This is a genomic window from Enterovibrio coralii, assembly GCF_001559595.1.
GTDB classification, from domain to species: Bacteria; Pseudomonadota; Gammaproteobacteria; order Enterobacterales; family Vibrionaceae; genus Enterovibrio; species Enterovibrio coralii.
This window is the reverse complement of the sequence record NZ_LNTY01000050.1, coordinates 53,780-77,600: the sequence shown is the minus strand read 5'-3', so window position 1 is coordinate 77,600 and position 23,821 is coordinate 53,780. Positions and strand designations below refer to the sequence as shown.

Below are 23,821 nucleotides of genomic sequence, written 5' to 3'. Positions count from 1 at the left end.
TTTTCCACCTAGTAACCCATGAACTTGTCGATCAGTGTCTCAAGTTTACCTTCAAGTTCAGCTTCAAAATCATCCAAACTCTTTTCAAATTTTTGCAAATATTTCCCCGCTTGCTCGCGGTTCATTTTCTTCCCAAGCACGTTGAATTGCATTTCTGGCAAAGACTTATCGTTTCTTGGCACAACGGCTAACGAAATAAATGCTGTGTTCAGTGCATTCATTTCTTCCAAGATGTACTGACAAAAATCGTCAATTTTCGAGGCCCCTTGTGGGCCCAAGCAACCAGGTTCCAGTCGACAAATGACGTTTAGTTTCATTTCTTCTGGCACCACCGCCGCGCTTCCCATAAATATGCACCTTTATTTATATGTTTAACAATTATCCTAGTTCAAATGTCAAAACTCTTCATTGATGTCTATTGACCTGTCTATTGGTGCAGCTTTATCGTCTATTCCTACTTGAGAGTGCAATGTAAGGAGATCATCAATGAACCAAGATTTCATCGCTTATACAAAGTCCCTGCTTTCCGACTTACCTGACGACAATGCTTTTTCTGCAAATGACGTGAATATCACGGACACGCGGTCGGTGGAGCACTCGCATACGATTTCTGTGAACTTTTCGCCGACTGAAGCAGCCTACTTGTTTACCGGCTTGGGTGAAGTGATATGGACAGAGAACTGGAAGCCAGACTTAATCCGTGGAGACGGTTTCTCTCGAAACGACATCTTTTTGAATAAAGCGAGTGGAGACACGCTTTTCGTCGTCACAAACTTTGATGTCGAAGGCGGTCATATATCTTACGTTCGACTTGCGCCTCAAAAAACAGTGGGCACGATAGATCTTCAGCTAAAACAAGAGGGACAAGGCTCTCGCGTGACCATCACTTATCGTCTTACCGCGTTGAGTAAAGAGGCGGAAGCAGACTTAAACGCCCTATCAGCCGAGGCTTACCGTACAGAGATGGAGACCAGGGAAAGCAATATTGCAGCAATGGAAAGTGAGATTGAAAAATGGCTACATCACGCGCAATCAAACATGATGCAGCCGAAATAGTTAGTCGCGATCTCTTTCCGAGTCCATCACTTTTATCTGAGCTTCGCTGTAACGCGAACCGATGACGAGGTCATCGTGAATCAAGGCGGAGAGATGCGACACAACTTCAGGCGAGATATTGACCTTAAGTGCGCCAATGTTCTCTTGCATGTATTCGATGTGTTTGGTGCCAGGGATTGGCACTAGCGTTGTGTTGCCCTGACGATTGGGCTGATGAATCAACCACGCTAACGCGAGTTGCGCCAAGGAGCAGTTCAGTTCTTTGGCCATTTCTGCCATCGGCTTTAGCAGTTCGCTGTTTTTTGCAAAGGCGTCAGCATCAAATCTTGGTCTTGCGTTATTGGTACGAATGTCTCCTTCGGTCAGAAACGAGGCGTCTTGGGCTTTCCCCGTCAGAAATTGACGACCGAGCGGCGCGAATGGCACAAAAGTAGTGCCCAGCTTTTCGCAAACATCGAGCATTTTGAGTTCAGGCAATCTCGTCCAAAGCGAATATTCCGACTGTACAGCCGCAATGGGATGAATAGAATGTGCGCGTCGCAATGTATCGCTGGATACTTCAGACAGCCCGATTTCGCGGATCTTCCCTTCCCTGACCAGCTCTGACAGCGCACCGATACTCTCTTCTATCGGGACTTTCGGATCGAGTCGGTGCAAGTAGTACAAATCGATAACGTCGGTTTCCAATCGCTTTAGGCTGGCCTCACACTGAGAACGAATGGTTTCCGGCCTGCCATCTATCGTGGGCTTTCCGTCTTTCTTAAAAAGCGCGCATTTACTAGCAAGAACATATTCGCTACGACGATGTTTCACTGCCTTGGCAATCAGTTCTTCGTTTCTGCCCCCGCCGTACATTGTGGCGGTATCGAGGAAATCATAACCGGCGTCGAGCGCTTCATTGAGTAACTGGATGGAGGTCGACTCGTCGCTTGGGCCATAGCCGTGAGACATGCTCATACAGCCAAGTCCAATCGGCGATACTGCCAGTGAGCCAATGTGCCGCTTTTCCATAGGTGTCATTCCTTCTTGTTTTTCTAATTCTTTGGTTGAGTTACTGACCCAGTACTTTGTCGATGCGATCCAGCACCTTCATAGCAATCAATGCCTGATTCACACTGGCGTTTGGCTCGCGTCCTTCGCGGATCGCAGCAATAAACTCGCGATCTTGAAGTTCGATACCGTTCATAGACACATCGACCTTGCTGACATCAATGGGGTTTTCTTTACCGTCAACCAAGTCGTCGTATCTCGCGATGTAAGTGCCATTGTCGCAGATATATCGGAAGAACGTACCTAGCGGGCCATCATTATTGAACGACAACGACAAGGTACACAGCGCGCCAGAGGTGGTTTTCATGCCGATGCTCATATCCATGGCGATACCCAGTTCTGGGTGTTTTGGTCCTTGCATGGCCATCACATCCACAATCTCTTCGCCCGTTTGATAAGCAAACAGGTCAACCGTGTGGCAAGCGTGGTGCCAAAGCAGATGATCGGTCCAGCTGCGCGGCTGACCCAAAGCATTCAGGTTTTTACGACGGAAGAAATAGGTCTGCACATCCATTTGTTGAATGTTCAGTTCACCCGCGCGGAACTTCTTGTTCAGATATTGGTGGCTTGGGTTGAAACGGCGGGTGTGACCTGCCATAGCAACCAATCCAGTTTCTTTCTGAACATCACACACGGCTTGGGCGTCAGCCAGAGAATCCGCCATTGGGATTTCTACCATGACGTGCCTGCCCGCTTTCATCACTTCGATGGCTTGTTTGGCGTGAATAGGTGTCGGCGACGTAATAATTGCCGCCTCAACGCCCGGTTGAGCCAACGCTTCCTGTAAGTCCAATGTCCAGTGCGCGATCCCATATTTTTCGGCCGTTGCCTTGGTGCTTTCTTCTACACCGCCGGCAATCGATACGATCTCCACATCGTCAATGTTCTTTAGCGCATCCAGATGCTTGTGACCGAAAGCGCCTTCACCCACCATTATGATTTTCATTGTCTATTCCTTAAATGTTTGGCTCTTTTGACATAGTGCCTTCCGTGACCCTGTCACTCGCATTCTCTAAAATCGTCAAGCCATAATGCGAGTTTGAAACCGGGGCATGGGTGAATCGGTAAACTTCGTCCACCTTTTCATCAAGCGCACCGCGCATTACCAACCACATAATCGCCTCGATGCCTTCTGAACCCGTTTCACGCAGGTATTCAGTGTGGGAAACTTTCTTCGCGGCATCAGGATCATTAACCATAAGATCGAGCCAGTTGCAGTCATACTCGACGTTGATCAAACCTGCACGCTCACCCTGTAATTGGTGAGAAAGGCCACCCGTGCCGAAGATGGCCACTTTGGTGTCATCGGGGAAACTATCGACCGCTTTGCGAATGGCTTTGCCCAAGTTGTAGCAACGGTTTCCGGTTGGCTGCGGGTACTGAACCACGTTGACCGCCAGCGGAATCACCTGACAAGGCCAAGCTTTGGGTTGCCCATAAGCCACAGACAGTGGGACTGTCAGGCCATGGTCGACATCCATCTCGTTCACAATGGTCATGTCGAACTCATCCAATATCAGTGATTCGGCAATGTGCCAAGCCAGCTCGCTGTTACCTTCACAAACTGGCACCTGACGCGGACCATAGCCTTCATCCGCAGGGTTAAACTGCGGTGCAACGCCGATGGAGAAGGTCGCAATAGATTCCAGCGAAAATGCCGACGCATGATCGTTGTAAACAATCAGGCAAACATCTGGCTTCACCTCTTCCATCCAATCACGAACAGGCTGAATCCCGTTTACAAAACGTTGCCAGTATTCCCCTACCATGGTGCCGTTATCCATGGCTGCGCCTATCGATGGAATATGCGACGTCCCTATTCCGCCAACAATCTTACCCATCGTACTGCTCCTTGTTTTCAGGCTTTTCGTAATACTCAGCCCATTCCGCTTTACTGCGGTTGCCTTCAATGGGACGACCGCCATTCAGCATCATCTGCTTGAAGTCTTCAAACGTCATGTCATTGCCTGACATCGCGGCGCCGGCATGTTGCATTGTCATGCCATCAAAGATCGCGATTTTAAAGGTGTAGTAAATGTTGCCACCCAGACGCAGCATGCCTAGCCAATCGCGTTTTAATACAGCATCGCGCTGTTCAGCCGTCATGGGGAATTTACTGATGTATGTGGTCTCGCTCTCGCGGAATTGGTCGCGATTTTCTGCTTTATTCAGCGACATGCAAAACATGTTCAGATGATATCCTGCACGCGACATTTCCCCGTCAAAGACATAGGTGCCCGGAATATCGTCATAATCTCTGTGTTCACGCATTACTGCTTCCTTCTCAGATCAATCCCACTTCTTTTAATCTGGCATCCATGCGGGCAAACACATCACGGGTGTTGCCGTTGAAGACTTTCGCTTTGTCTTCATCGTTAAGCTTAGAACCGTCGATGTAACGTTTGGTATCGTCGAAGTAATGCCCAGTCATCGGGTCAATACCACGCACTGCACCAATCATTTCTGATGCAAACAAAATGTTTTCGATTGGCACGACTTCCAACAACAAATCGATACCTTCCTGATGGTAAACACAGGTATCAAAGTAGATGTTGTTTTCGATGATTTCTGTCAGCGACGGCAGATTCATCATGTCACACAGACCACGGAATCGACCCCAGTGGTAAGGCACTGCACCACCACCATGTGGAATGATGAACTTCAGATCAGGAAAGTCTTTAAATAGGGTTTTCGACATCATCAGCTGCTGGAACGCCGTGGTGTCTGCACCCAGATAATGTGAACCTGTAGTGTGGAAACAGCGGTGACAACAGCCACTTACATGGATCATTGCTGGCACTTCCAACTCACACATTTTTTCGTAGATTGGGTAATAAAACTTGTCGTCTAGCGGCGGTGCTGTCCAGTAGCCACCTGATGGATCAGGCTCAGGTTACAACCCACAAAACCAAACTCTTTGACGGTGCGTTCCAGCTCCGCGGCACTGGCTGTCATATCCGCATTTGGTGATTGCGGTAATTGCGCTGCGCCGATGAAGTTTTGCGGATAAAGCTCCGTAATACGGTAGATAAGCTCGTTACAGTGTTCCGTCCAATACTTACTAGTGGTTTGGTTACCAATGTGGTGCCCCATCCAGCTTGCACGCGGAGAGAAGATGGTGACATCCGTGCCGCGATCGTTTTGCAACTTCAGCTGAGCGCCTTCGAGACTGTCACGGATCTGGTCATCAGAGATGTTCACAATCCCTTTAACGTGGTCAAACAGAGGATCAATCGCCAACTCTTTCTTTTGCTGTTCACGGTACTCGCCCAATTCATCCGGTGCGGTGGTGTAGTGACCGTGACAGTCAATGATTAACGGTTCCTTGCTCATTCCAAATCCTCCAGCTTATCCACGTAGCGAAATCCTGCTTGTTCTAACTTTGGGCGCATGTTGTACATGTCTAGCCAAGAATGCCTTGAGCCAGCATGCCGCGTTTTGTTTCTTCGTTTTCCATCCGCATTTGCGCAGATGCCAGCACAGTTTCCGCTGTTGCACGTGGCACAACACACACACCATCATCATCTGCAACAATTACGTCGCCAGCATAGATCGGCTGGTCACCACAAATCACAGGCACATTGACCGAGCCCAACGTTGCTTTTACGGTCCCTTTGATGGACACCGCTTTTGACCACACAGGGAAGTTCATTTCCGTCAGGTCTTTGGTATCACGGACACCCGCATCAATGATCAGTCCCTGCACGCCTCTCGCCTGAGCCGAGGTCGCCAGCAAATCCCCGAAGTAACCGTCGGCACATGGCGATGTGGTCGCGATCACCAGTACATCATCTGGCTGACAAAGCTCGATAGCAACATGCACCATCCAGTTATCACCCGGCTGCGCTAGAACAGTCACTGCGCTTCCCGCAATTTGTGCGCCTTTGTAAATCGGACGCAGCTCATGGTTTAGGTTGCCTGTACGTTGTTGCGCTTCATGTACGGTCGCACTGCCACAAGCCGCCAAGCCTTCAATGACGTTGGCATCGGCACGTTCTATATGTTTAACCGCTACGCCTTGAATCGTTCTCATAGACATACTTCTGTCCTTCCTTGCATTCTTGACGGGTAAAGCCAATCAGTCGTCAAATCCGTAAAGTCTTGCTGGGTTATCCACCAGAATCTTTTTCTGGGTGGTTTCATCGCGCGCAATCAAAGGCACGAGATCCAGCAAATCCGCATCGTTGGGCATGTATTTTTTGATATTAGGGTGCGGATAGTCAGTACCCCACAGCACGCGGTCTGGCGCCACTTCCACCAAGCCTTGCGCATATGGCACTGCGTCATAGAACGGCGGAGCCATTGCAATTCGCTCAGAACCACACACTTTTACCCACCAGCTTTCACGGCGCATAAATTCAAGCAGGATCTGATATGCCTGCTGCCCCACACCCTCTGAGGTAGGCACGCGTCCCATATGGTCAACCACAATGGTCATATCGATACGGTTGAAGAAGTCTTCGTACTTGATGATGTCTTCCGCATTCACGTGAATGACCAAGTGCCAGCCGTATTGCTTCACACGCTCGAGCACTCTCGCCATCATTTCCAGGTTTGGCGCACCGCCCAAATGGGTCACAAAGTTAAAGCGAATACCACGAACACCGCCTTCATGTAGTTCTTGAAAATCGTTATCCGTAAAGTTGTCATCGGCCATGCAAACACCTCGGTAAGCTCCGTTGCTTGAAGCAATGGCATCCATCATGGCGTGGTTGTCGCGGCCATGGCAGCTCGCCTGTACCAACACTGCACGCTCAATTCCCAGCTTGTCGTGAACACGTTTCAGCGCATCTTTTCCTGCATCAGGCGGCCAGTAGGTCGCTGTTTCCGCATAAGGAAACTGTGCATGCGGACCGAACACATGGCAGTGAGCATCACACGACTTCGGTGGTGCCACGAAGCGCGGTATTCGCGTGTTGTTATCTGGCGGCATACAGCTTGGTTTGGTCATTCCATGACTCCTCATTCTTTTCTTTTTTATATTTTGATAGGGACAAAGAGCTCACCTCTGGCGAGTAATCTTGCTGATCTGAGTAAGCCCGCTTTGGTAACATTTCCTTGGCTGTCAAATGTCAGCGTCATTGAGAACTCGCCAGACGGGTGCTCGACAGAGATGGTCTTCACGTCCCCGTCGGGGATCTCGGCTATGCCTTCGGCGACATTTCCTGAAATCGCAGCTGCGGTTGCCACAGAAACAGCACCAAGTACTCCTATCGCTGTGTGGCAGACTCTTGGGATAAAGGTGCGTGAGCAGATATGCCCACCGTCTGCAGGTGGTGCAATTAGGCTCATCTTGGGAACAACTTTTTCAGTCACATTACCCAGATTCATTGCCTCGCCCGCCTGCAAGCGAATTGATTCGATTTTGGCTTTTAAGGTTTCGTTGGTATTGAGTTCGTCAGCCGATTCATAACCTGACACGCCAAGGTCTGATGCACGCATTAGGACTACGGGCATACCGTTGTCGATACAGGTGACTTCTACGCCGTCGAAGGTATCTTTGATATTTCCGGTAGGAAACAAGCTCCCAGTAATCGAGCCTGCGATATCTTTGTAGTTACAGATAACAGGCGCTGCAGTGCCTGGCACGCCATCTATCCCGGCATCACCTTCGTATTGGACTTTCTGATGAGGCGTTTGAACGTCAAGGTCACAGCGGTTTCCGCTGTTAAGCATGTTCACTCGAACAGTCGTGATGCCATCTTCGGCATCGACCAAGCCTCTTTCGATAGCAAACGCGCCAACACCGGCAAGAATATTGCCGCAGTTCGGTGAGGTATCGACGCGATTCTCTCCCACCACTACCTGTACAAAGAGATAGTCGATATCGCATTCGGGCAGAGAAGACTTGGAAACGACAGCGACCTTGCTTGTCAACGGATGACCGCCACCTAGACCGTCTATCTGACGGGCATCACGGCCAACCGCATCGAGAATGACCTGATCGCGCAGAGCTTCGTTTCTTGGCAAATCAGAAGCGAGAAAATAAAGCCCTTTTGAGCTTCCTCCTCGCATTTGCATGTAGGGAACTGCCAGCATCTCTCACCTTCCTTATGTTCAATAAGGAACAGCTTAGAGATGATATCGCTCTCAATAAATTCAACTTATTTACATTTTGTTGTACATTTTTAACATCAACATTTCGAAGGATTGGCCTTGATGTCCGAAATACCTCATTACTTTCTCTACGGTGAAGAACTGCCTGACACAGCACCTGATTACATGCACATTGCACGCTTGGAGCAGTCTTTGCCCAAGCACAACTGGGAAATTCACCCGCATCGTCACGACAACCTACACCAGTTAATGATCCTTGAGTCTGGGTCAATGCATGCGCAAATCAGAGAAAAAAGTGCGGAATACGCTGGTCGCTGCGTTCTTTCTATTCCTGCGAAGGAAGTGCATGGCTTTGCACATCAACCCGGTGTGACTGGTTTCATCCTTTCCGTCTCACAACCCTTTATGATGAGCCTGTTCAATGATGCTGAACGTCAAAGCTTAGCCTCGCTATTTCGCGAACCCATGGTCATCCCTCTCAGTGAAGCGCGAGATAATGGCGAAATCAGCCGTATGGGCGAGAACCTTCTCAATGAATTCCACCATCCACAACATGGTCAGGCATCGATCATCGGTGCGTTTTTGAAGATCATCTTCGTGCTGCTAGCTCGAAACCAGCAACACAACGAACATCAAGAAGTCTCTGAAGGGAAAGCCGTCTTGTTTGAGCGGTTTGTAGATTTGGTTGGCGAACACGTCACAGAGCACTGGCAAATAAACCAATATGCGGAGGCATTAGGGTTGAGTCAGGGACAGTTAAATCGAGTATGCCAGCGCGTGGCAGGACAAAAAGCCTTGGCGATTGCACATGAACACCTGTTGGATGAAGCAAAAAGGTTATTGATATTTACGCAGCTTTCGGCAAAGGAAATAGGCTATCAACTCGGATTCAAAGACCCTGGCTATTTCTCTCGTTTCTTTCAAAGACACACTGGCCAATCCCCAAAACAATACAAAAATTCCGTTCTTCAAAAGCAGAAACAGTTATAAAAGCACTTCCAGCATCTGCTGCCCCAACATGAAACATCCCTAAATTCCTCTCAGCCTATCTAAAGTTTCCGTGCATTTTTGACAGGTAAATGCAGCGTTTTAAAACTCTAATATTCATATATTTAGTTCATCAACCTCTCTAGATTCTCTGACATTCCCTCAAGCTTAAATGATATTTTTCTATCATTTTTAATGCTCTATTTGTCTCATTTTAAATACCGTTAACATCTTGCTAACACTTTTTTTCGCGACCAATAATGAAACGGAATGGAATGCAAACCAACAAACACAATGCAGGGGTAATAAGCATGAAACCGACAGCACTATTGGCACGACCAAAACTGAAGCAAGTGGTTACAGCGGCAGCTATGGTCGTTGCAATGGGCGCAACTTCTCTCGTTCACGCGGCGGACACAAAACTTCGCATGTCCGCTTCTGCGTCTGCGACAGACCAACGCGCAGTTGCGATGACCGAAGTTTTTGGTCCAGCCGTTTCCGACTTTGCTGAATTCGAAGGACACTGGAACAGCTCTCTTTTCAAGCAAGGCACTGACCTTGAAGCGATTGCGCGTGGCAATCTGGATATGACCATCACTTCTGCTCAGGAACTTGCCGAATTTATTCCTGCGTTTTCCATTTTCTCGGCAGGTTATGTACATCGCGATGCCGCACACCAACAACGCGTTTTCTCAGCAGAATTTATGGAGCCGTTAAAAGAGGAAGCAGAAGATCTGCTTGGCGTTAAACTGCTTAGCGTCATGTACCTCGGTCGTCGTCATGTAAACCTTCGAGATGACATGAAAGTAGAAACACCCGCTGACTTGAAAGGCGTGAAGCTCCGTATGCCAGGCAGTGATGCATGGCAGTTCTTAGGTAAAGCGCTTGGCGCAAACCCGACGCCAATGGCATTTGCTGAAGTATACACCGCCCTGCAAACTGGTGCCGTTGACGGACAGGACAACCCATTGCCGACTGACAAAGACGCCAAGTTCTACGAAGTGACCAAACAAATCGTGTTGACGGGTCACTTGGTCGACCTTAACTACATCGCAATCTCTAAAAAGGTTTGGGATAGCTTCACACCAGAGCAACAAGCCATTTTGCAAAAAGCGTCTGATGACGCCGCAGAATCTGCGCGTCAGAAACAGTTGGCTCTGGAAGATGAGCTAGTGCAGTTCTTCAAAGATCAAGCTTGGCCGTTTACGAACCAAACTTGGACGCCTTCAGAGAAACGGTTCAAGGTGCATACCTGAATTCAGATTACTCTGAGCAATGGCCTGATGGTCTTCTGGAGAAAATCAACGCGCTGTAATTCTTACAGGCTGACCGAGTAAACCAGGCATCGTGGCAGCAGTATCGCTGCGGTGCCTTTCTCATCTCCCTCTATGAACGATGAAACAAGTGCTATTTGTGCGCTGTGGTTTTGTACGCCCTGAGGTTGGTGAATAACGCATAGAGCAAATCCCAAGCAACGAGAACAAACATGGAAAAGTTTCGAATCGGCTTAATCGGATGTGGTGTCATCAGCGACAAATACCTGAAAACTTGCAAAGAGTTCGACTTCATCGATATTGTCGCTTGTGCCAGCCTGAATATCGAAGAATCAAAACAAAAAGCCGAAACTTACAACATCCCACGAGTGTGCCCCCTGATGAAATCATTGATGATACTTCTATTGATTGTGTACTGAACCTTACGATTCCTGCTGCCCATGCGCAGATTTCCATCGCAGCATTGAACGCTGGAAAACACGTTTATTCTGAAAAACCGTTCGTGACGGATTTAGCCGATGGAGAAGAGATTCTCGCCCTTGCTAAGGCAAAGGGCCTTTACGTGGGCAATGCACCAGACACCTTCCTTGGCGGAAGACTCCAGACTTGTAAAAAGCTAGTGGACCAAGGTGTGATTGGTACGCCCACCGGCGTGATGGCGTTTGTACCAACCCGAGGCGTCGAGCGTCACCACCCTAACCCGGACTTTTACTATCAAAATGGCGGTGGCCCTCTACTGGATCTGGGACCTTATTACCTGACAGCCATGGTTGCTCTTCTTGGTCCAATCACCCGCGTTTGTGGTTTGGCCAAAAAGACGCTGGATGAGCGTTTGATTGAATCCAAGCCCCGCGCTGGTGAGAAAATCCCTGTGAATGTGGATACACATATCAACGCCCTTCTGGAGTTTGAATCCGGCGTTCAGGGCTCATTGATGGCAAGTTTCGATGTGTGGGATTCACAAACACCACGCATGGAAATTTACGGCGAAAATGGGACACTTTGCATCAACGACCCCGACCCAACAGACGGCTTCAACATCTTTGGCGGTCAAGTGCTTTATAAAACCCGAGAAACAGCCCGATGGGTTTACCGCCCTCGAACACCAAACCTTGAGTTTTGGTCAGTGGTCGAGAACACCCATGGTTTCAATCAGGAAGCGCGTGGACTCGGGTTGCTTGATCTTGCCTACGCAGTGAAAAACAGGCGTCCCGCTCGCGCGAGCGGTGAGCTTGCCCAACATGTCTGTGAAGTGATGTTTGGCATTCTTGAGTCGGCTAAAAGCGGACAGTTTGTCGAGATAAAAAGCCGCTGTGAATCACCAAGCGCTTTACCTGAAGATTTCCCCAGCAGTGAAAACGGAGCCTGATAGTCATGAGCCTAGAAACATTGGATTTTGCGGATCCGTTTTTCACCGTGAAGTACATCATTGATGAGCCAGAGATCATCATTACCGAACGATCCATCGTCTTGAATATCGCTGAATCCCCTCTTTATATTGCAGGCATGTGGCTGGCACCTTTTCAGTCGATCATCGCCAAAGATATCACGTTATATAACGTCGAGAAGTGTGTTCTCGTTGAGCGTTTTGATGATTTTGAAGACGAAAACGTGCTGCTGGAGAAAGTGCGCGGTACCTGGCCGCTGGCCTATGAAATTCGTCGTGAAGAGCGATTGAAAGGCGTTGGACACTATATGTCGCCCAAAAATACCGTTGGGAATATTCAATTCAGTATGTATCACGCATCTACAGTGCCTTTGAATGTGGGTCTTCACAAAAACCACGTGCACTTGGGCGGTGAAGAGCCTCAAGAGGTGCATACCCAAATCGTTGGGTTCGGCAAGATGCAACAATGCCGCGAGAAAGACATATCAACCCTGTTTCTCGAAGAAACCATGGCTCCGGGTTGTACGCACAAACCCATGTTTGATGCAGAGCTGAATTACCCCTGGCATCAGTATGAAACCATTACACCGGGCATTTTTATGGCGATTGAAATTCTTACGTCCGGCAATCCCATTCCAAGCCAGCGTTAAGCCAAGAAAGAAAAGGATAAGAAATGGCAACACGATTACTTCCAGAAAACATAGATTTTGAGGGTGCATTCCCTGCGCTTTCCCGTCGTCTGAGAATTGGCATAGTCGGTGGTGGGCGTATTGCAGTGACGCAAGCTATGGCGGCCAGATTAAGCGATCGATGGGAAATCACAGCGGGCGCGCTTTCTTCCAACCCAGAACAAGCCAAAGCCAGAGGCGCACAGTGGTTTTTGTCGGAAGACAGGTGTTACTCCTCCTATCAGGAGATGGCAGAAAAGGAATCCCAACGTGGGGATGGCATTGATGCGGTGATGATCACGACGCCAAACCATGTTCACTTTGAAGTAGCCGAAGCTTTTCTGAATGTGGGTATCGATGTGCTCTGCGATAAACCCCTGACTAATGTTTACTCGGAGGCCGCTGACTTAGTCAAACTTACCGAATCTACCGGACAAGTGTTTGGTGTCTGTTATGCCATGTCCTGCTTTCCCATGATTCGCCAGGCAAGAGAAATGGTGAAAGACGGCGCGATTGGCAAGGTGGTACAAATCCACGTTGAGTTTATGCAGGACTGGATGATCCCGGATGATATTGGCGAAGCCGCGCATGTGAAGTGGCGGTTAGACCCGAAAAAATCTGGCTCCACCAGCTGTACGGGGGACATTGGCACACATGCAGCCCAGCTAGCGACATTTGTGTCCGGCCTCAACATGACGGACCTCCGCGCTGAAATGCATATCTGCGGCGCACCAAAGCCTTTGGAAGACACTGTTTTTATGATGACTCGGTACGAAGGCAATGTGCCAGGAACCTTGATGGCAACGCGTATCGCTTCCGGTAACCGCGGCGGGTTACGTCTTCGCGTCTTTGGTAGTGAAGGCGGCATCGAGTGGGATATGGAGAATGCAGAGCAGCTCAAATACAACAAGTATGGTGAGCCAGACCGTGTACTAAGCCGAGGACAAGGCCATGGCATTTATCCTGCTGTTGAACGGTTCGTCCGCACTGGCCGTGGTTTCCCTGAGGGATTGATAGAAGCTTGGGCAAACCTTTATACCGAATTTGCAATGGCCGTTGCCGCTAGAAAAGATGGTGTGTCCGCTCCTGAAGGTTGGCTCAGTTATCCGACAGTGGAAGACGGTGCAAAGGGTGTAAGATTCATTGAAGCGTCTGTTGAATCAAATACTTCAGGCGGTGCTTGGGTTAATTGCCAATAATGAAAACTGTGGCGGGATAATCCCGCCAAACATAAGGGGGCGCGATTGCCAAAGCGAGTCACGATAAAGCAAATCGCCGAATATGCGAAAGTCAGTGTTGCCACAGTTGATCGTGTCATCAACCAGCGTGCGCCAGTAAAAAGCGCGACGGCCAACCGTATTATCAAAGCCGCGAAAGAATTAGGCTGGCGACCTCCTGCCGTTTTTGAAAATGCTATCCATGACATTGACACTTCAACAACGCTGAATGCCGCCGTGTTGCTGCAAAAGAACATTTCTCCCCTTTGTGCAGAATCCTTTGAGCGTCTGTCTCACACCGAGTTGGATCCCGACAGTTCGTTGTCCGTTGATTTGATTGATGACTTGGACCCTGAAAAAATCGCAGCGAGGCTTCTTAAGCTTGGAAAGAAACACGATATCATTGCGGTCACAGCCATCGATCATCCTTTCATATCCGAGGCTATCGATAAGCTGAAAAGCAATGATGTGCCTGTTATTGCCCTACTCTCTGATCTCACTGCACCCAATTTGGCTGGCTACGTCGGCACAAACAACAGAAAGCGAGGCCGAACTGCAGCTTGGGCAATACACCGTTTTTGCCGCGACAGAGGCACTATTGGCGTACTGATTGGCAGCCACCGCTACCTCAGCCAAGAAGACAGAGAGATAAGCTTTCGGAGTTATTTCAGGGAAAAAGCGCCCGCCTTCAAGTTGCTTGAGTCCGTTTCTACATTAGATGACGAAAAACAGGCCTACGAAGCAACAAAGATCCTCCTCAGAGAGAACCCTGATCTTGTTGGTTTATTTAGTGCTGGTGGCGGTAGTTGCGGTGCCAGAAAAGCAATTAAAGAGTTTGGGCGCGACCACCCTCCCTTTTATGTCTCGTTAGAGTTTGCGCCTCAATCTCGTATTGACTTACTTCAAGGCGGCATTGATGTGATCCTCTCTGGCGATTTTGATCAAATTGCTCAAGAAACGGTCGCGATGATGACGGAAATAAAACGAGATGGGAACACAGAGAAAAAGAGCAAAGTCCTGCCTTTCCACCTCTATACCAGCGAGAATGTATAAGTTGAATGGGTCGGAGTGAACATTCGGCTTTCCATCTAACGCACGTTCAGCTCAGAGTTGGCAGATGGGTGTTGCCATTTCTGCTTCAATGCAAATCAGTGTCTAGCGCAATTTAGGGCTGAACAAACGTCCTAAAACCACACTTTTTTCATTCATCACCCGTGCACTTCCACTTGAACACGCAAAGCATTGATGTCACATTCCTACACATTAATTGACCCGTCGCATTAATCGGATTCCGCCGACCTGCCTGCTGAATCCAAACTGTTCATAGTACTTTTCCATTTCAGGTAAACAGTAAAGCTCAAAATGTTTAACCTTTTTCAGCTTTTCATGCGATTGAAGTGCTCGGATTATCATAGATCCCAATCCACAACCTCTTTGCGAAGGGCAGACAATGACATCAAAAATTATTGCTTTGAATATAAAGTCACTGATGGCTCGTGCAAAACCTACTACCTCTTGATTTTGGTCTATCACTCCAATACATATTTGAGAACCCTCTATACAACTCATGGTATCTTCGAGTGTTCTACTTTTGCCCCACCATGTATGAGCATAAAGTTGATGAACTTGCGTTAATTGCGCTGGTGTAAAATCATAAATAAGCTTCATACTCAACCTTAATGTCTAATGCGATTAAACTTTTGTGAGTTCCTCGAACCAGCAAAACGTAACCGCTTTTTGTCCATTTAGAGTATGGGATGTTAGGCTTTAACTCAATGAAATAAAATGCTTTCTATTGAACTAACAAAAAAACAAGTGTTGTATATAACCTCAAGGCCCCCCTCTTTTGTTAGCTTCTACTAATAAGTTGTCGTTGCAAGGTATAGGCAGAATGCACCGTTACTATTCTTAACAACATTATTTACTTCTGTTTTTTTTGAAAGGTTAGGTAGGAATCTCATAATTGTGATGCTTCATGTGCATTAGCAACACGTCATTACCCTCATGGTTAGAGCGTATCTCCTTCGCATAGATCTCGAAACCAAGCTGTTTGTATAAGCGTAGCGCGGGGGTATTACTCTCAAATACGGATATTGAAGCGTTGGTTTGAAGCTTGTTTGAAAGTTGGCTAAGCATGTGCTTTAACAATGCTCGGCCAACTCCTTGTCGACGATGGAACGGAGAGACAACCACATTTCCGATAAATACTCTGCCTTCTCGATTGAATATATTGGCAAACGCTACAACTTCAGTCCCTTTAACACCAACCGTCAATTCTGCTCGTTCACATGAAAGTTGTGTAATGCGCGACTCATCCCAAGGGAATCGTCCCTTGGGATCTACTAGAAACGCCTCTTCCGGTGACGTAATTAAATTGACAATTTGCGAGTAGTGCTCTGGCCTAGCGGTTATAAACTCAAGCATCGTCACTCCTCATTTTCTTGGTTTAAGAAAAAAAACGCCTCATTCATTTGGAGTGAGGCTACACATGCCCATGTACTCACCCCACAACTCCCTATACTTCAATAGCGGAACGCAATGCCTGCTCCAGCAAATCAAAGCCTTTCTTCATGGCGCTCTCAGAAAGATTTAAAGCAGGCATAAACCGTAGCTTATCGGCTCTGGGATTGTTGATCAGCAAACCTAAATCAAATGCCGTTTGTACCACCTTTGCACCAATTGGACGGTTCAACTCAATCGCCCATAACATCCCTTTCCCTGAGATGTTGCCCAATGTGAACAGCTTCTGTAACCTTGATAACTCCGATTCAAACTGTTGACTACGCTCACTCAATTGATGTTTGAAATCGTCTGTATTCATGACATCGATGACTAACTCTGCCGCCGCCATCGCCAACGGGTTTCCGTTAAACGTTCCTCCCTGATCGCCCGGCTCAAAGCACATGATAGCCTTGTTGGTGAGCAGAGCTGATACTGGAACCCCGCCTCCTAATCCTTTACCTAATGTAATGATGTCGGGTGCAATACCATAGTGTTCACAGCATAAGGCCGTACCGGTCCGATAAACACCTGTCTGTATTTCATCAACGATTAAAAGAATGCCATGCTGGCGACATAGTGCCACTAGTTCGTTCACAAACTCGTACTGAGCCTCTACAACCCCGGCCTCACCTTGAATCAACTCCAGCATCACTCCTACAGTACGAGAAGAGATCAGACGTTCAACGCTATTAATGTCGTTGTATGTAGCATGATGAAACCCCGGTGTTTTAGGCTCAAATTTATCACCCCAGCCTGATTTCCCAGACGCTGCCATTGTGGTCAAGGTTCTCCCATGAAACCCATTTACAAAAGTGATGATCTCAAAAGCACCCTCTTTATTCTGCTGACCCCACTTACGGGCCAATTTTATCGCTCCTTCATTGGCTTCTGCACCAGAATTAGCAAAGAACACATAATCCATACCACTTAAAGAAGCCAATTTACTTGCCAGTGAAGACATTTTTCGGCTATGAAAAGCGGGGCTGCAGTTGATCAGCCGATCAGCTTGGTTAGCAATGGCACTGGTCATTGCTGGGTGACAATGACCAAGCCCATTAACCGCCCAACCCTGAACCCAATCTATATACGCCTTATCGTTGCTGTCATAAAGATAGTCCCCTTTGCCGGCGACAAACTCGATCTCCGGTCTATCGACGATAGGCATTACATTCGTTGTACTTTCCATGATGGCTTTCCTTGGTGAAACTGTTTTTGAGATGTTGAAATAAAATGTTTATATAATTTAGCGACTTTAGCAGGCGAAATTTGGTGAAGCGCATGGCCGCCTTTCAAGGTAACCACGTGCGCAGATAAACGGTACCGCAGCAATGCACTGCGCTTGATGTATCCGCTATTCGCACTATGCAGCACTAACTTGGGAACTTTGATTGCATTCCAGCGACGCCACATATTGCGATTGCCGACATCGCGCAACCAACGTAACCCAATATGTGGGTTAAGGTTCCAAGTGTGTTTCTCACCCAACCAGCGAAAAGATCGTTCAGACAAATATTTGAATTTGCTCGTCAGGAGTGTGACTTCTTGCTGGTTGAATTCGGTTTGGTCCAAAATACCGCCCAATTGGGACTTCAAGTAGTCAGCTGAATAGTTGGATGTATCCATGGTCATATCGACGAGAGTCAAGGACAGCACGCGTCGACCTAATCGATTTGCCATCAGCACGGAGAGTCGACCTCCCATAGAAAACCCAAGCAAATGAAACCTGTGACAATATCGAGAGACCGTTTCAACTAGCAATTCGACGGATTCATCTATGGAAACGATAGATCTATTGCTGTCTCGACCATGGCATGGCAGGTTTAGCGATAAGACATTAAAGTGCCCCTGGAGGTATGGGCTTATTCTCGAGAAGCTTTCAGGCGAGTCAAATAGGCCATGCACTAGTACGAGCCAGGGTTTGGTTTTACTCACAAAATCTATCGATTCGACCAAACCGAAATCGATACGTCGCTTATTCAATGCAAAATGAGAGTGACTATCGCTCACAATTCCCCCTTTGATGATGGGCGATGGCGCTGCTGAGCAAACGCATATCCAGCATTACATAACTCAATGTTTGGCCCCGCTCTCTCCGGTGGCATAGTTTGCGAAACCGCTGGTGACATATGATCGATGGTTAAGTTATCGCACACTGCTAAATAGCATCCCAGTAGGAAAAAGTTTGCCCCTTTGGGAGGAATTGAGAGCGCTCTGATTTCCTCAGGTGTGACCATGTTTGAGCGAACCATGTCGGCCAGTTTCCATTCTAGGTGGCCTTGTTTACTGATTGTCAGGCTATCAAAAGAGGCAGCGTCACTCACCACCCCGTCAAAGCGATGAGGAGCGTCGAAAAGACGGATATCGCACCTTACTGGCCCACCGGTTTGGGTCGACCCCTTTGACAGTACCATGCTAGGAAAATAGCCAGTAAAAAGGGCAACATTACATAATGCTCTTCCTAGAGTAACGACACCTTGGCCACCAAAGCCCATAACCCGTATATTCAAAGCATTTCCTTCTTTGTTTTGATTGCCCCGTGTGCACACAAAGACGCACAGGCTCCACACCCGTTACACATCTGTTCATCAATATTGGCCTTGATGGTATAAGGGTACTTCATGTCAGGCGTATCTAAGGAAAGCGCAACACATTGGAAGTCGTGCTGGCAGCGAAATTGACAACGACAAGAATTCGCAACACACAAACTGGTATCAACGGCATACGTTGGGCTGTGGGTTATGCCTTCATAGAGTTGACACGGTGCGCTTACCAGCAACACAGTTAGCTGATGTTGTGAAAGTGCATCCAGAATGGAATGAGTAAGCTTATGCATGTCATACGGTTGGACTACATTCACTTCAATGCCTAGGCCCTCAATCGCTTGGCTAATTGAAACGTCAGTGGAGTTGACAGTTTGTTGCCCACCGGTCATGGCAGTTACATGATTATCCAAGACCATCACAACTAATGGCACCGAACGTTTTTTTGCTTGGATTAATGCAGGGATCCCAGCGTGGAAAAACGTTGAATCCCCTATCACTGATATCACCCGTCTAGGCTCTTTACAGCGTTGATATTGTGACTGTATGCCAACTCCTAGTGAAATACTTGCTCCCATACACATAGCTGTATCAAAGGTGTTATAGCCAGCATCGCCGATTCCCATCGTGTAGCAACCTACATCTCCAATCACTGTTAGAGCTTCTGAAGACAGTTTTTTCGCCATGTTAAGAGCATATAAAGAAGATGAGTGTGGACAGCCAGCACAAAGGTGCCCTTTAATTTTTTGTTGATTCTTGCTCGTCTCTTGAATGGTGAGTTCAGGTTGCACGTAGCCTTCCAACAGCTCTGCTACCAAAGTCGACGTCAGTTCACCCACGGTGGACTTTAAGTAGAGTGGTCTTGCGTTATGCTTAGACGGAAGACGACTTTGACGACTGACGACACTTACTGACGTTACTCCGCAATTAAACAGTAGCCGTTTAACTGAGGTTTCAACAATATCATCGCCCTCTTCAATCACGATGATGGACTCATACCTCGTTAGGTGTTGAGCCAGATACTCATCAGGAAATGGGAATATTGTCAGCAGCCTAATATGGTCAATGACGTCACCTTTGGAACGCATCATCCACTCGTCTACCATCGCCGTTGCCCGACCACTCGAGATAACGAGTCGCTTACTGCCTTCGCGATACTCTGAGATGTTCAACCGGAGGTATGTGTCCATACTTTCGATTTGGCCCAGTTTTTCTTTTTGCTTCAAATGATATTGGTCAGCGGGTGATGAGAATATCTTTCCTGGAAGAGGGGTTAGCTTTGGAGCGGCTTTTTCAACTTTAACATCACCTAGTTCGACTGTGTTCTGTGGAGTTGAAGCGTAATAGCTTTGCAATAGCCGAGTTGTAGTGCGGATAATCACCGGCAGCGAAAAATTCGATGAAAGCTTAAAAGCGCTCTCAATTACGTCGTGGAAATTAGCGTCTAGGGAAAGTTCTATGACAGGAACCCCAAACAATGCACCATAGTGGCGAGAGTCCTGCTCGCTTCGAGAGGAGTGCCTGATGGGTCATCTCCAACTAAGATTAATAGCCCCCCTGGTAAGTAGTCGGTTAACGCAATCGCCGCTAAGAAGTCAGCACAGACATTTAACCCATAATGTTTCATGACACAGACTGAGCGTAAACCGAGCATTGCTGACGCGCCCGCTTCCTCTAAAGCTACTTTTTCATTAATCGCCCATTCGACATCTAATACCTCTGAAGCCATAGATCGGAACGATTCAAAAATAGCGGTAGCTGGAGTACCTGGGTAAGCACGAGCACAGACTGTGCGAGCACAGTGCAGAGCATTCGCTACTCGCTCTGCACCGGAAATCAATTTGGGGACGGTCTTCATTGCATGGCAATCTCTGCAGGGGGTGCCAATGTATCAACGGCCTGCCCAATCACATAAGCGTATTTACCATTCCGTTGCATGGGTATCTCTCGGACTACCAGCACCTCCACTGGCAATCCGATTAATGCCGAGACTTTCGCATCAATAATCTCGGGCAAGGATTCTTTCTCATCGCTTGGACAGACCAACAACAGTTTCGGCCTTGAGTTATCAGTTTGATCCAATTGGTAATAATCTACCTCCGGATATTGACTGAGCAACCGGTCTAAAGTGCGTAGTGAAAGAGCCTCTTCCTTTCCAACGATGCGTTCACGCTGGCGTCCTTCAAGGCTTTCGATATGAAATGAACTAAAGTCGCAACTGCATAAACCCTGATTAGAAACCTTGACTAAATCTCCGGTTCGGTAGCGCACTAATGGCATCAGCGGATTTCGTACCGAAGTTAGAACCAACTCACCTACTTCACCTGGTAATGTCGGCTGTCCGTCATTCAATACTTCAGCATAGAGGCCTTCCTCAATAAGGTGATAGTGCCCTTGAGAGCATCGGGTGAACGCGGTAAATACCTCCGTTAATCCATATTGGACACTTATATCGTCGGCATCCCAATGTTTTGCTCGGTCTATACAGATATCAGAGACAAAATCATAAGAGAAGAATATCACCGGGACATGAGGTGCCGACTTCCCATTTCGTTGCAACCAACGGTCAAAATGAATGAAGTAGAGAGGATGCGCCGTCAAGACTGTCGGTTTGAAACGCACAAGTTCATCTAACATTCGCTGGCATTCTTCATCATTCCAATGCACAGGAGAGATGGAACGATTGAGAAGTAAACGATGTCCTTGGATACGCTCCTCGTAATCCGAAAAAGGAAGATTGCACTGGGAGCGAGAGCAATTTAAGGTGGTTAAAATCGCTTCTTTGACGTCAGGTGACTCATAAACCTTATGATAACGATGTGCGGCTGAAGTCCAGATTTTCTTAAAGTCTAACGGTCGAATGACTTGTATCTTATGCTCAGAAGTGCCTGATGATTCGACGATTTCATTCTGACTGGGATCAAAGATCGCATCAGAGTCTTCAGAGAAAAAGTTAAATGGAAACTTTTCAATAATCTGTGTTTTATCTAACAGTGGCAGTGAGTTGAACCATGAAACCTTATCCTCACTTGGTTGGCAGTTCGGATAGTTCATATATATCGGCGTATCCTTGATCGCCTTGTTTAGTTTTTCGAAGTTAGCTTCAAAAAAGGTCTGCAAATGTTTACCTTCGATCACGATTGACTCCAAAAATCTTGCGCTTGCTTGATGAAACTTCCCACAAACTTCATGCCGTCGTCACTGAACTGAGCGTCAGTAATCGATGAATTAAACAAGTTCACGATGTTTAGGCTAACTTCAGGGTGGCCTGATGGGTCATAATCGGCAAGGTGTTATGAGTCATTCCTTGATTGATGACACCATCGCCGCTCAATAATGTATGGAACGAACTTGGACAACCGAGGACAATATCTTGATGATATGCGTAACATGCAATCTTGGCGGCTTTTGGTGCCAGTCCCTCTATGTCTTGCTGTAACTCTAACGTTACCATTCCTTCATGGTGGCGACTATCTGACTCAACTTTTGCCCCAGCAACTTGTGCAATGATCTGATGACCAAAACAAACACCAAGTAAAGGGACAAAATGACTAGGATCCATCGCAGTTCTTGCCAGCTCTTTGACAGCGGCGATCCAGTGTTCATCATCATTCACAGAAGACATGCTGCCAGAGATAATTACAGCAAGCGGAGATCCGAAATCCTCGATTTCAGAAAAGTACCCTTCTACGTCGATCCCTTCATGCGCATTGATATCGACAAATTGATAGTCAGGAAAAGATGCAGACAGATGTGAAACAATAAGAGAGCCGACATCTTTACCAATGCAATTAACAAAGTGAACAATCGGCTTTTTCGTGTCCGTCCCTGCGTATCTTAGTTTCATAATATTCCCTCATTAGCCCATAAGAAAAGTGGACAGTCTTTTAATAACGCGTGCCATGATGTCTATCTCGGCTTTCGTGTTGTAGAGATAGGCAGAAATTCTGATTGCCCCTTTCGAATCTACTTTGTCGAAAAAAGGGTGAGCGCAAAGCGATCCAGAGCGACACATGATGCTTTCTGTGGTGCTTAATAACTTGGCAAATTGATCGATATCGACCGTATCTTTAGCCAAAGTAAAACTGAATATCGTTTTGATTCGATCTGGATTATCAATGCCAATTGGAATGACACCCGGAATGGCCGACAGTTTCTCTTCCAAGTAGCCCCCGAGTTGCTCCAGATATAACTTGCCGGAGTCTTTTATCTCAGTAAGCATGTTAAACGCAGCCCCCAAACCTAAAACGCCCTCGATGTTCGGTGTCCCTGACTCGAATCGCCAAGGGGCTGGGCGCAGTTCATAGTTAACACCATTGACTCGGTTAATGGCTCCGCCCCCAAGGTACCCGACATCAAGGTTTTCTATAACTGATTGTTTAATAAACATAAAACCAGTACCACTAGGGGCCAGCATCTTGTGTCCCGAGACAAGGTATACATCACAATCAATATCGCCTGGACCAGGAAGTAAGTGGGGCGCGGATTGGGCTGCGTCAATCACCAATAGCGCATTGTATTCATGCACAAGTTCTGAAATTTGCTTGATCGGTTGCACCACACCAGTGACATTTGACGCTTGTTGAATTGCCACGAGCCTGACCCGTTTTTTTTGCAATAGGTCTCTCAGTTTATTCAAATCAATCAACCCGTTATCGTCTATTGGGCATAGAACGACCTCAGCGTCTGTCCAAGGCAGGATATTGGAGTGATGTTCAAGTTCACTGGCGATGACAGTATCGTTTTTGGTGAGATGTAATGATTTTGCCAGCAAGTTCGCACCGTGGGTAACGCCATAGGTGAAGACAATTTCTTTCGGCAAAACGTCGTAGTAGCGAGCAATTGTGGAACGGACGTCTTCATACTTGCTCGAAGTGATTTCGGAGAGCGAATGTGCCCCGCGATGGATATTAGCGGTGTGAGAATGGTAAAAATCACAAACCGTTCTAACAACAACCTCAGGCTTCAGACTCGTTGCTGCATTATCGAAATACAGTATCGGCTGTTCGCCATTTAAAATTGGAAACTCCTGCCTAAACTTCTCCACATCGAAGCGCCTTTCTTCACGCAAACTCATTATATA

Annotated in this window: 26 protein-coding genes; 7 read left to right on the top strand and 19 right to left on the bottom strand. The window is 47.4% G+C overall.

The window, feature by feature from the left end; genetic code table 11:
* Positions 1 to 8 precede the first annotated feature (8 nt).
* Positions 9 to 347: a hypothetical protein gene (locus tag ATN88_RS18325; RefSeq protein WP_067419077.1), complete on the bottom strand. Its 339-nt coding sequence runs from the start codon at positions 345 to 347 to the stop codon at positions 9 to 11.
* A gap of 139 nt (positions 348 to 486) precedes the next feature.
* Between ATN88_RS18325 and ATN88_RS18320 the strand changes: the two genes are divergently transcribed.
* Complete coding sequence (locus ATN88_RS18320; RefSeq protein WP_067419071.1) at positions 487 to 1,056, top strand: hypothetical protein; 570 nt, start codon at positions 487 to 489, stop codon at positions 1,054 to 1,056.
* Here the strand turns inward: ATN88_RS18320 and ATN88_RS18315 are convergent, their stop codons facing one another.
* The 9 genes from ATN88_RS18315 to ATN88_RS18280 form a co-directional block, all read right to left on the bottom strand.
* The gene (locus ATN88_RS18315; protein ID WP_067419068.1) at positions 1,057 to 2,067 is read right to left on the bottom strand and encodes an aldo/keto reductase; all 1,011 of its coding nucleotides are present in this window, start codon (positions 2,065 to 2,067) and stop codon (positions 1,057 to 1,059) included.
* A 40-nt stretch (positions 2,068 to 2,107) separates the two neighbouring features.
* The gene (locus ATN88_RS18310; RefSeq protein ID WP_067419067.1) at positions 2,108 to 3,052 is read right to left on the bottom strand and encodes a Gfo/Idh/MocA family oxidoreductase; all 945 of its coding nucleotides are present in this window, start codon (positions 3,050 to 3,052) and stop codon (positions 2,108 to 2,110) included.
* Positions 3,053 to 3,062: 10 nt separating this feature from the next.
* Positions 3,063 to 3,947 (bottom strand): class III extradiol dioxygenase subunit beta, encoded by an 885-nt coding sequence (locus ATN88_RS18305; RefSeq protein ID WP_067419066.1) that lies wholly within the window; start codon positions 3,945 to 3,947, stop codon positions 3,063 to 3,065.
* Positions 3,940 to 4,377 (bottom strand): protocatechuate 4,5-dioxygenase subunit alpha, encoded by a 438-nt coding sequence (ligA, locus tag ATN88_RS18300; RefSeq protein ID WP_067419065.1) that lies wholly within the window; start codon positions 4,375 to 4,377, stop codon positions 3,940 to 3,942. Before ligA ends, ATN88_RS18305 begins: the two co-directional genes overlap by 8 nt.
* Before the next feature lie 13 nt (positions 4,378 to 4,390).
* Complete coding sequence (locus ATN88_RS29110) at positions 4,391 to 4,921, bottom strand: amidohydrolase family protein (protein WP_269748195.1); 531 nt, start codon at positions 4,919 to 4,921, stop codon at positions 4,391 to 4,393.
* A gap of 32 nt (positions 4,922 to 4,953) precedes the next feature.
* On the bottom strand, positions 4,954 to 5,439 hold the full coding sequence (locus ATN88_RS29105; RefSeq protein WP_269748194.1) for an amidohydrolase family protein: 486 nt from the start codon (positions 5,437 to 5,439) through the stop codon (positions 4,954 to 4,956).
* A gap of 70 nt (positions 5,440 to 5,509) precedes the next feature.
* On the bottom strand, positions 5,510 to 6,145 hold the full coding sequence (locus tag ATN88_RS18290; protein ID WP_269748193.1) for a 4-carboxy-4-hydroxy-2-oxoadipate aldolase/oxaloacetate decarboxylase: 636 nt from the start codon (positions 6,143 to 6,145) through the stop codon (positions 5,510 to 5,512).
* Positions 6,146 to 6,184: 39 nt separating this feature from the next.
* Entirely contained in the window at positions 6,185 to 7,057 is an 873-nt protein-coding gene (locus ATN88_RS18285) for an amidohydrolase family protein (RefSeq protein ID WP_067419064.1), read from the bottom strand.
* A gap of 26 nt (positions 7,058 to 7,083) precedes the next feature.
* Positions 7,084 to 8,145, bottom strand: coding sequence for a 4-oxalomesaconate tautomerase (locus tag ATN88_RS18280; protein ID WP_067419062.1), 1,062 nt, complete (start codon positions 8,143 to 8,145; stop codon positions 7,084 to 7,086).
* Between the two features lie 120 nt (positions 8,146 to 8,265).
* Between ATN88_RS18280 and ATN88_RS18275 the strand changes: the two genes are divergently transcribed.
* The 6 genes from ATN88_RS18275 to ATN88_RS18250 all read left to right on the top strand — a co-directional run bounded on the left by ATN88_RS18275 (position 8,266) and on the right by ATN88_RS18250 (position 14,749).
* On the top strand, positions 8,266 to 9,153 hold the full coding sequence (locus tag ATN88_RS18275) for a helix-turn-helix domain-containing protein (protein ID WP_067419059.1): 888 nt from the start codon (positions 8,266 to 8,268) through the stop codon (positions 9,151 to 9,153).
* Positions 9,154 to 9,461: 308 nt separating this feature from the next.
* Positions 9,462 to 10,406, top strand: a complete 945-nt coding sequence (dctP, locus tag ATN88_RS18270; RefSeq protein ID WP_232313384.1) for a TRAP transporter substrate-binding protein DctP — start codon at positions 9,462 to 9,464, stop codon at positions 10,404 to 10,406.
* Between the two features lie 259 nt (positions 10,407 to 10,665).
* On the top strand, positions 10,666 to 11,793 hold the full coding sequence (locus ATN88_RS18265; RefSeq protein ID WP_083539526.1) for a Gfo/Idh/MocA family protein: 1,128 nt from the start codon (positions 10,666 to 10,668) through the stop codon (positions 11,791 to 11,793).
* Positions 11,794 to 11,798: 5 nt separating this feature from the next.
* Complete coding sequence (locus ATN88_RS18260; protein WP_067419052.1) at positions 11,799 to 12,461, top strand: hypothetical protein; 663 nt, start codon at positions 11,799 to 11,801, stop codon at positions 12,459 to 12,461.
* Positions 12,462 to 12,484: 23 nt separating this feature from the next.
* Positions 12,485 to 13,678, top strand: coding sequence for a Gfo/Idh/MocA family protein (locus ATN88_RS18255; protein ID WP_067419050.1), 1,194 nt, complete (start codon positions 12,485 to 12,487; stop codon positions 13,676 to 13,678).
* 45 nt (positions 13,679 to 13,723) lie between these two features.
* The gene (locus ATN88_RS18250; protein WP_067419047.1) at positions 13,724 to 14,749 is read left to right on the top strand and encodes a LacI family DNA-binding transcriptional regulator; all 1,026 of its coding nucleotides are present in this window, start codon (positions 13,724 to 13,726) and stop codon (positions 14,747 to 14,749) included.
* 210 nt (positions 14,750 to 14,959) lie between these two features.
* On the opposite strand, the gene ATN88_RS18245 is transcribed toward ATN88_RS18250, so the two are convergent.
* The 9 genes from ATN88_RS18245 to ATN88_RS18200 all read right to left on the bottom strand — a co-directional run bounded on the left by ATN88_RS18245 (position 14,960) and on the right by ATN88_RS18200 (position 23,815).
* Complete coding sequence (locus tag ATN88_RS18245) at positions 14,960 to 15,364, bottom strand: GNAT family N-acetyltransferase (RefSeq protein WP_067419046.1); 405 nt, start codon at positions 15,362 to 15,364, stop codon at positions 14,960 to 14,962.
* Positions 15,365 to 15,640: 276 nt separating this feature from the next.
* A complete protein-coding gene (locus ATN88_RS18240) occupies positions 15,641 to 16,120 on the bottom strand; it encodes a GNAT family N-acetyltransferase (protein WP_067419044.1) in 480 nt (159 codons plus the stop codon).
* Positions 16,121 to 16,211: 91 nt separating this feature from the next.
* The gene (locus tag ATN88_RS18235) at positions 16,212 to 17,384 is read right to left on the bottom strand and encodes an aminotransferase class III-fold pyridoxal phosphate-dependent enzyme (protein ID WP_067419042.1); all 1,173 of its coding nucleotides are present in this window, start codon (positions 17,382 to 17,384) and stop codon (positions 16,212 to 16,214) included.
* Entirely contained in the window at positions 17,363 to 18,130 is a 768-nt protein-coding gene (locus ATN88_RS25620; protein ID WP_269748204.1) for an alpha/beta fold hydrolase, read from the bottom strand. Before ATN88_RS25620 ends, ATN88_RS18235 begins: the two co-directional genes overlap by 22 nt.
* Before the next feature lie 71 nt (positions 18,131 to 18,201).
* Positions 18,202 to 18,705, bottom strand: coding sequence for a 2-oxoacid:acceptor oxidoreductase family protein (locus ATN88_RS18225; RefSeq protein ID WP_067419036.1), 504 nt, complete (start codon positions 18,703 to 18,705; stop codon positions 18,202 to 18,204).
* Positions 18,702 to 20,216, bottom strand: coding sequence for a thiamine pyrophosphate-dependent enzyme (locus tag ATN88_RS18220; RefSeq protein WP_067419034.1), 1,515 nt, complete (start codon positions 20,214 to 20,216; stop codon positions 18,702 to 18,704). The genes ATN88_RS18225 and ATN88_RS18220 overlap by 4 nt, the downstream gene beginning before the upstream one ends.
* Positions 20,217 to 20,592: 376 nt before the next feature.
* Positions 20,593 to 21,876, bottom strand: coding sequence for a phenylacetate--CoA ligase family protein (locus tag ATN88_RS18210; protein WP_067419031.1), 1,284 nt, complete (start codon positions 21,874 to 21,876; stop codon positions 20,593 to 20,595).
* 109 nt (positions 21,877 to 21,985) lie between these two features.
* Positions 21,986 to 22,585, bottom strand: coding sequence for a type 1 glutamine amidotransferase (locus tag ATN88_RS18205; protein ID WP_067419030.1), 600 nt, complete (start codon positions 22,583 to 22,585; stop codon positions 21,986 to 21,988).
* A 12-nt stretch (positions 22,586 to 22,597) separates the two neighbouring features.
* On the bottom strand, positions 22,598 to 23,815 hold the full coding sequence (locus ATN88_RS18200) for an aminotransferase class V-fold PLP-dependent enzyme (RefSeq protein WP_083539524.1): 1,218 nt from the start codon (positions 23,813 to 23,815) through the stop codon (positions 22,598 to 22,600).
* Positions 23,816 to 23,821: the final 6 nt, after the last annotated feature.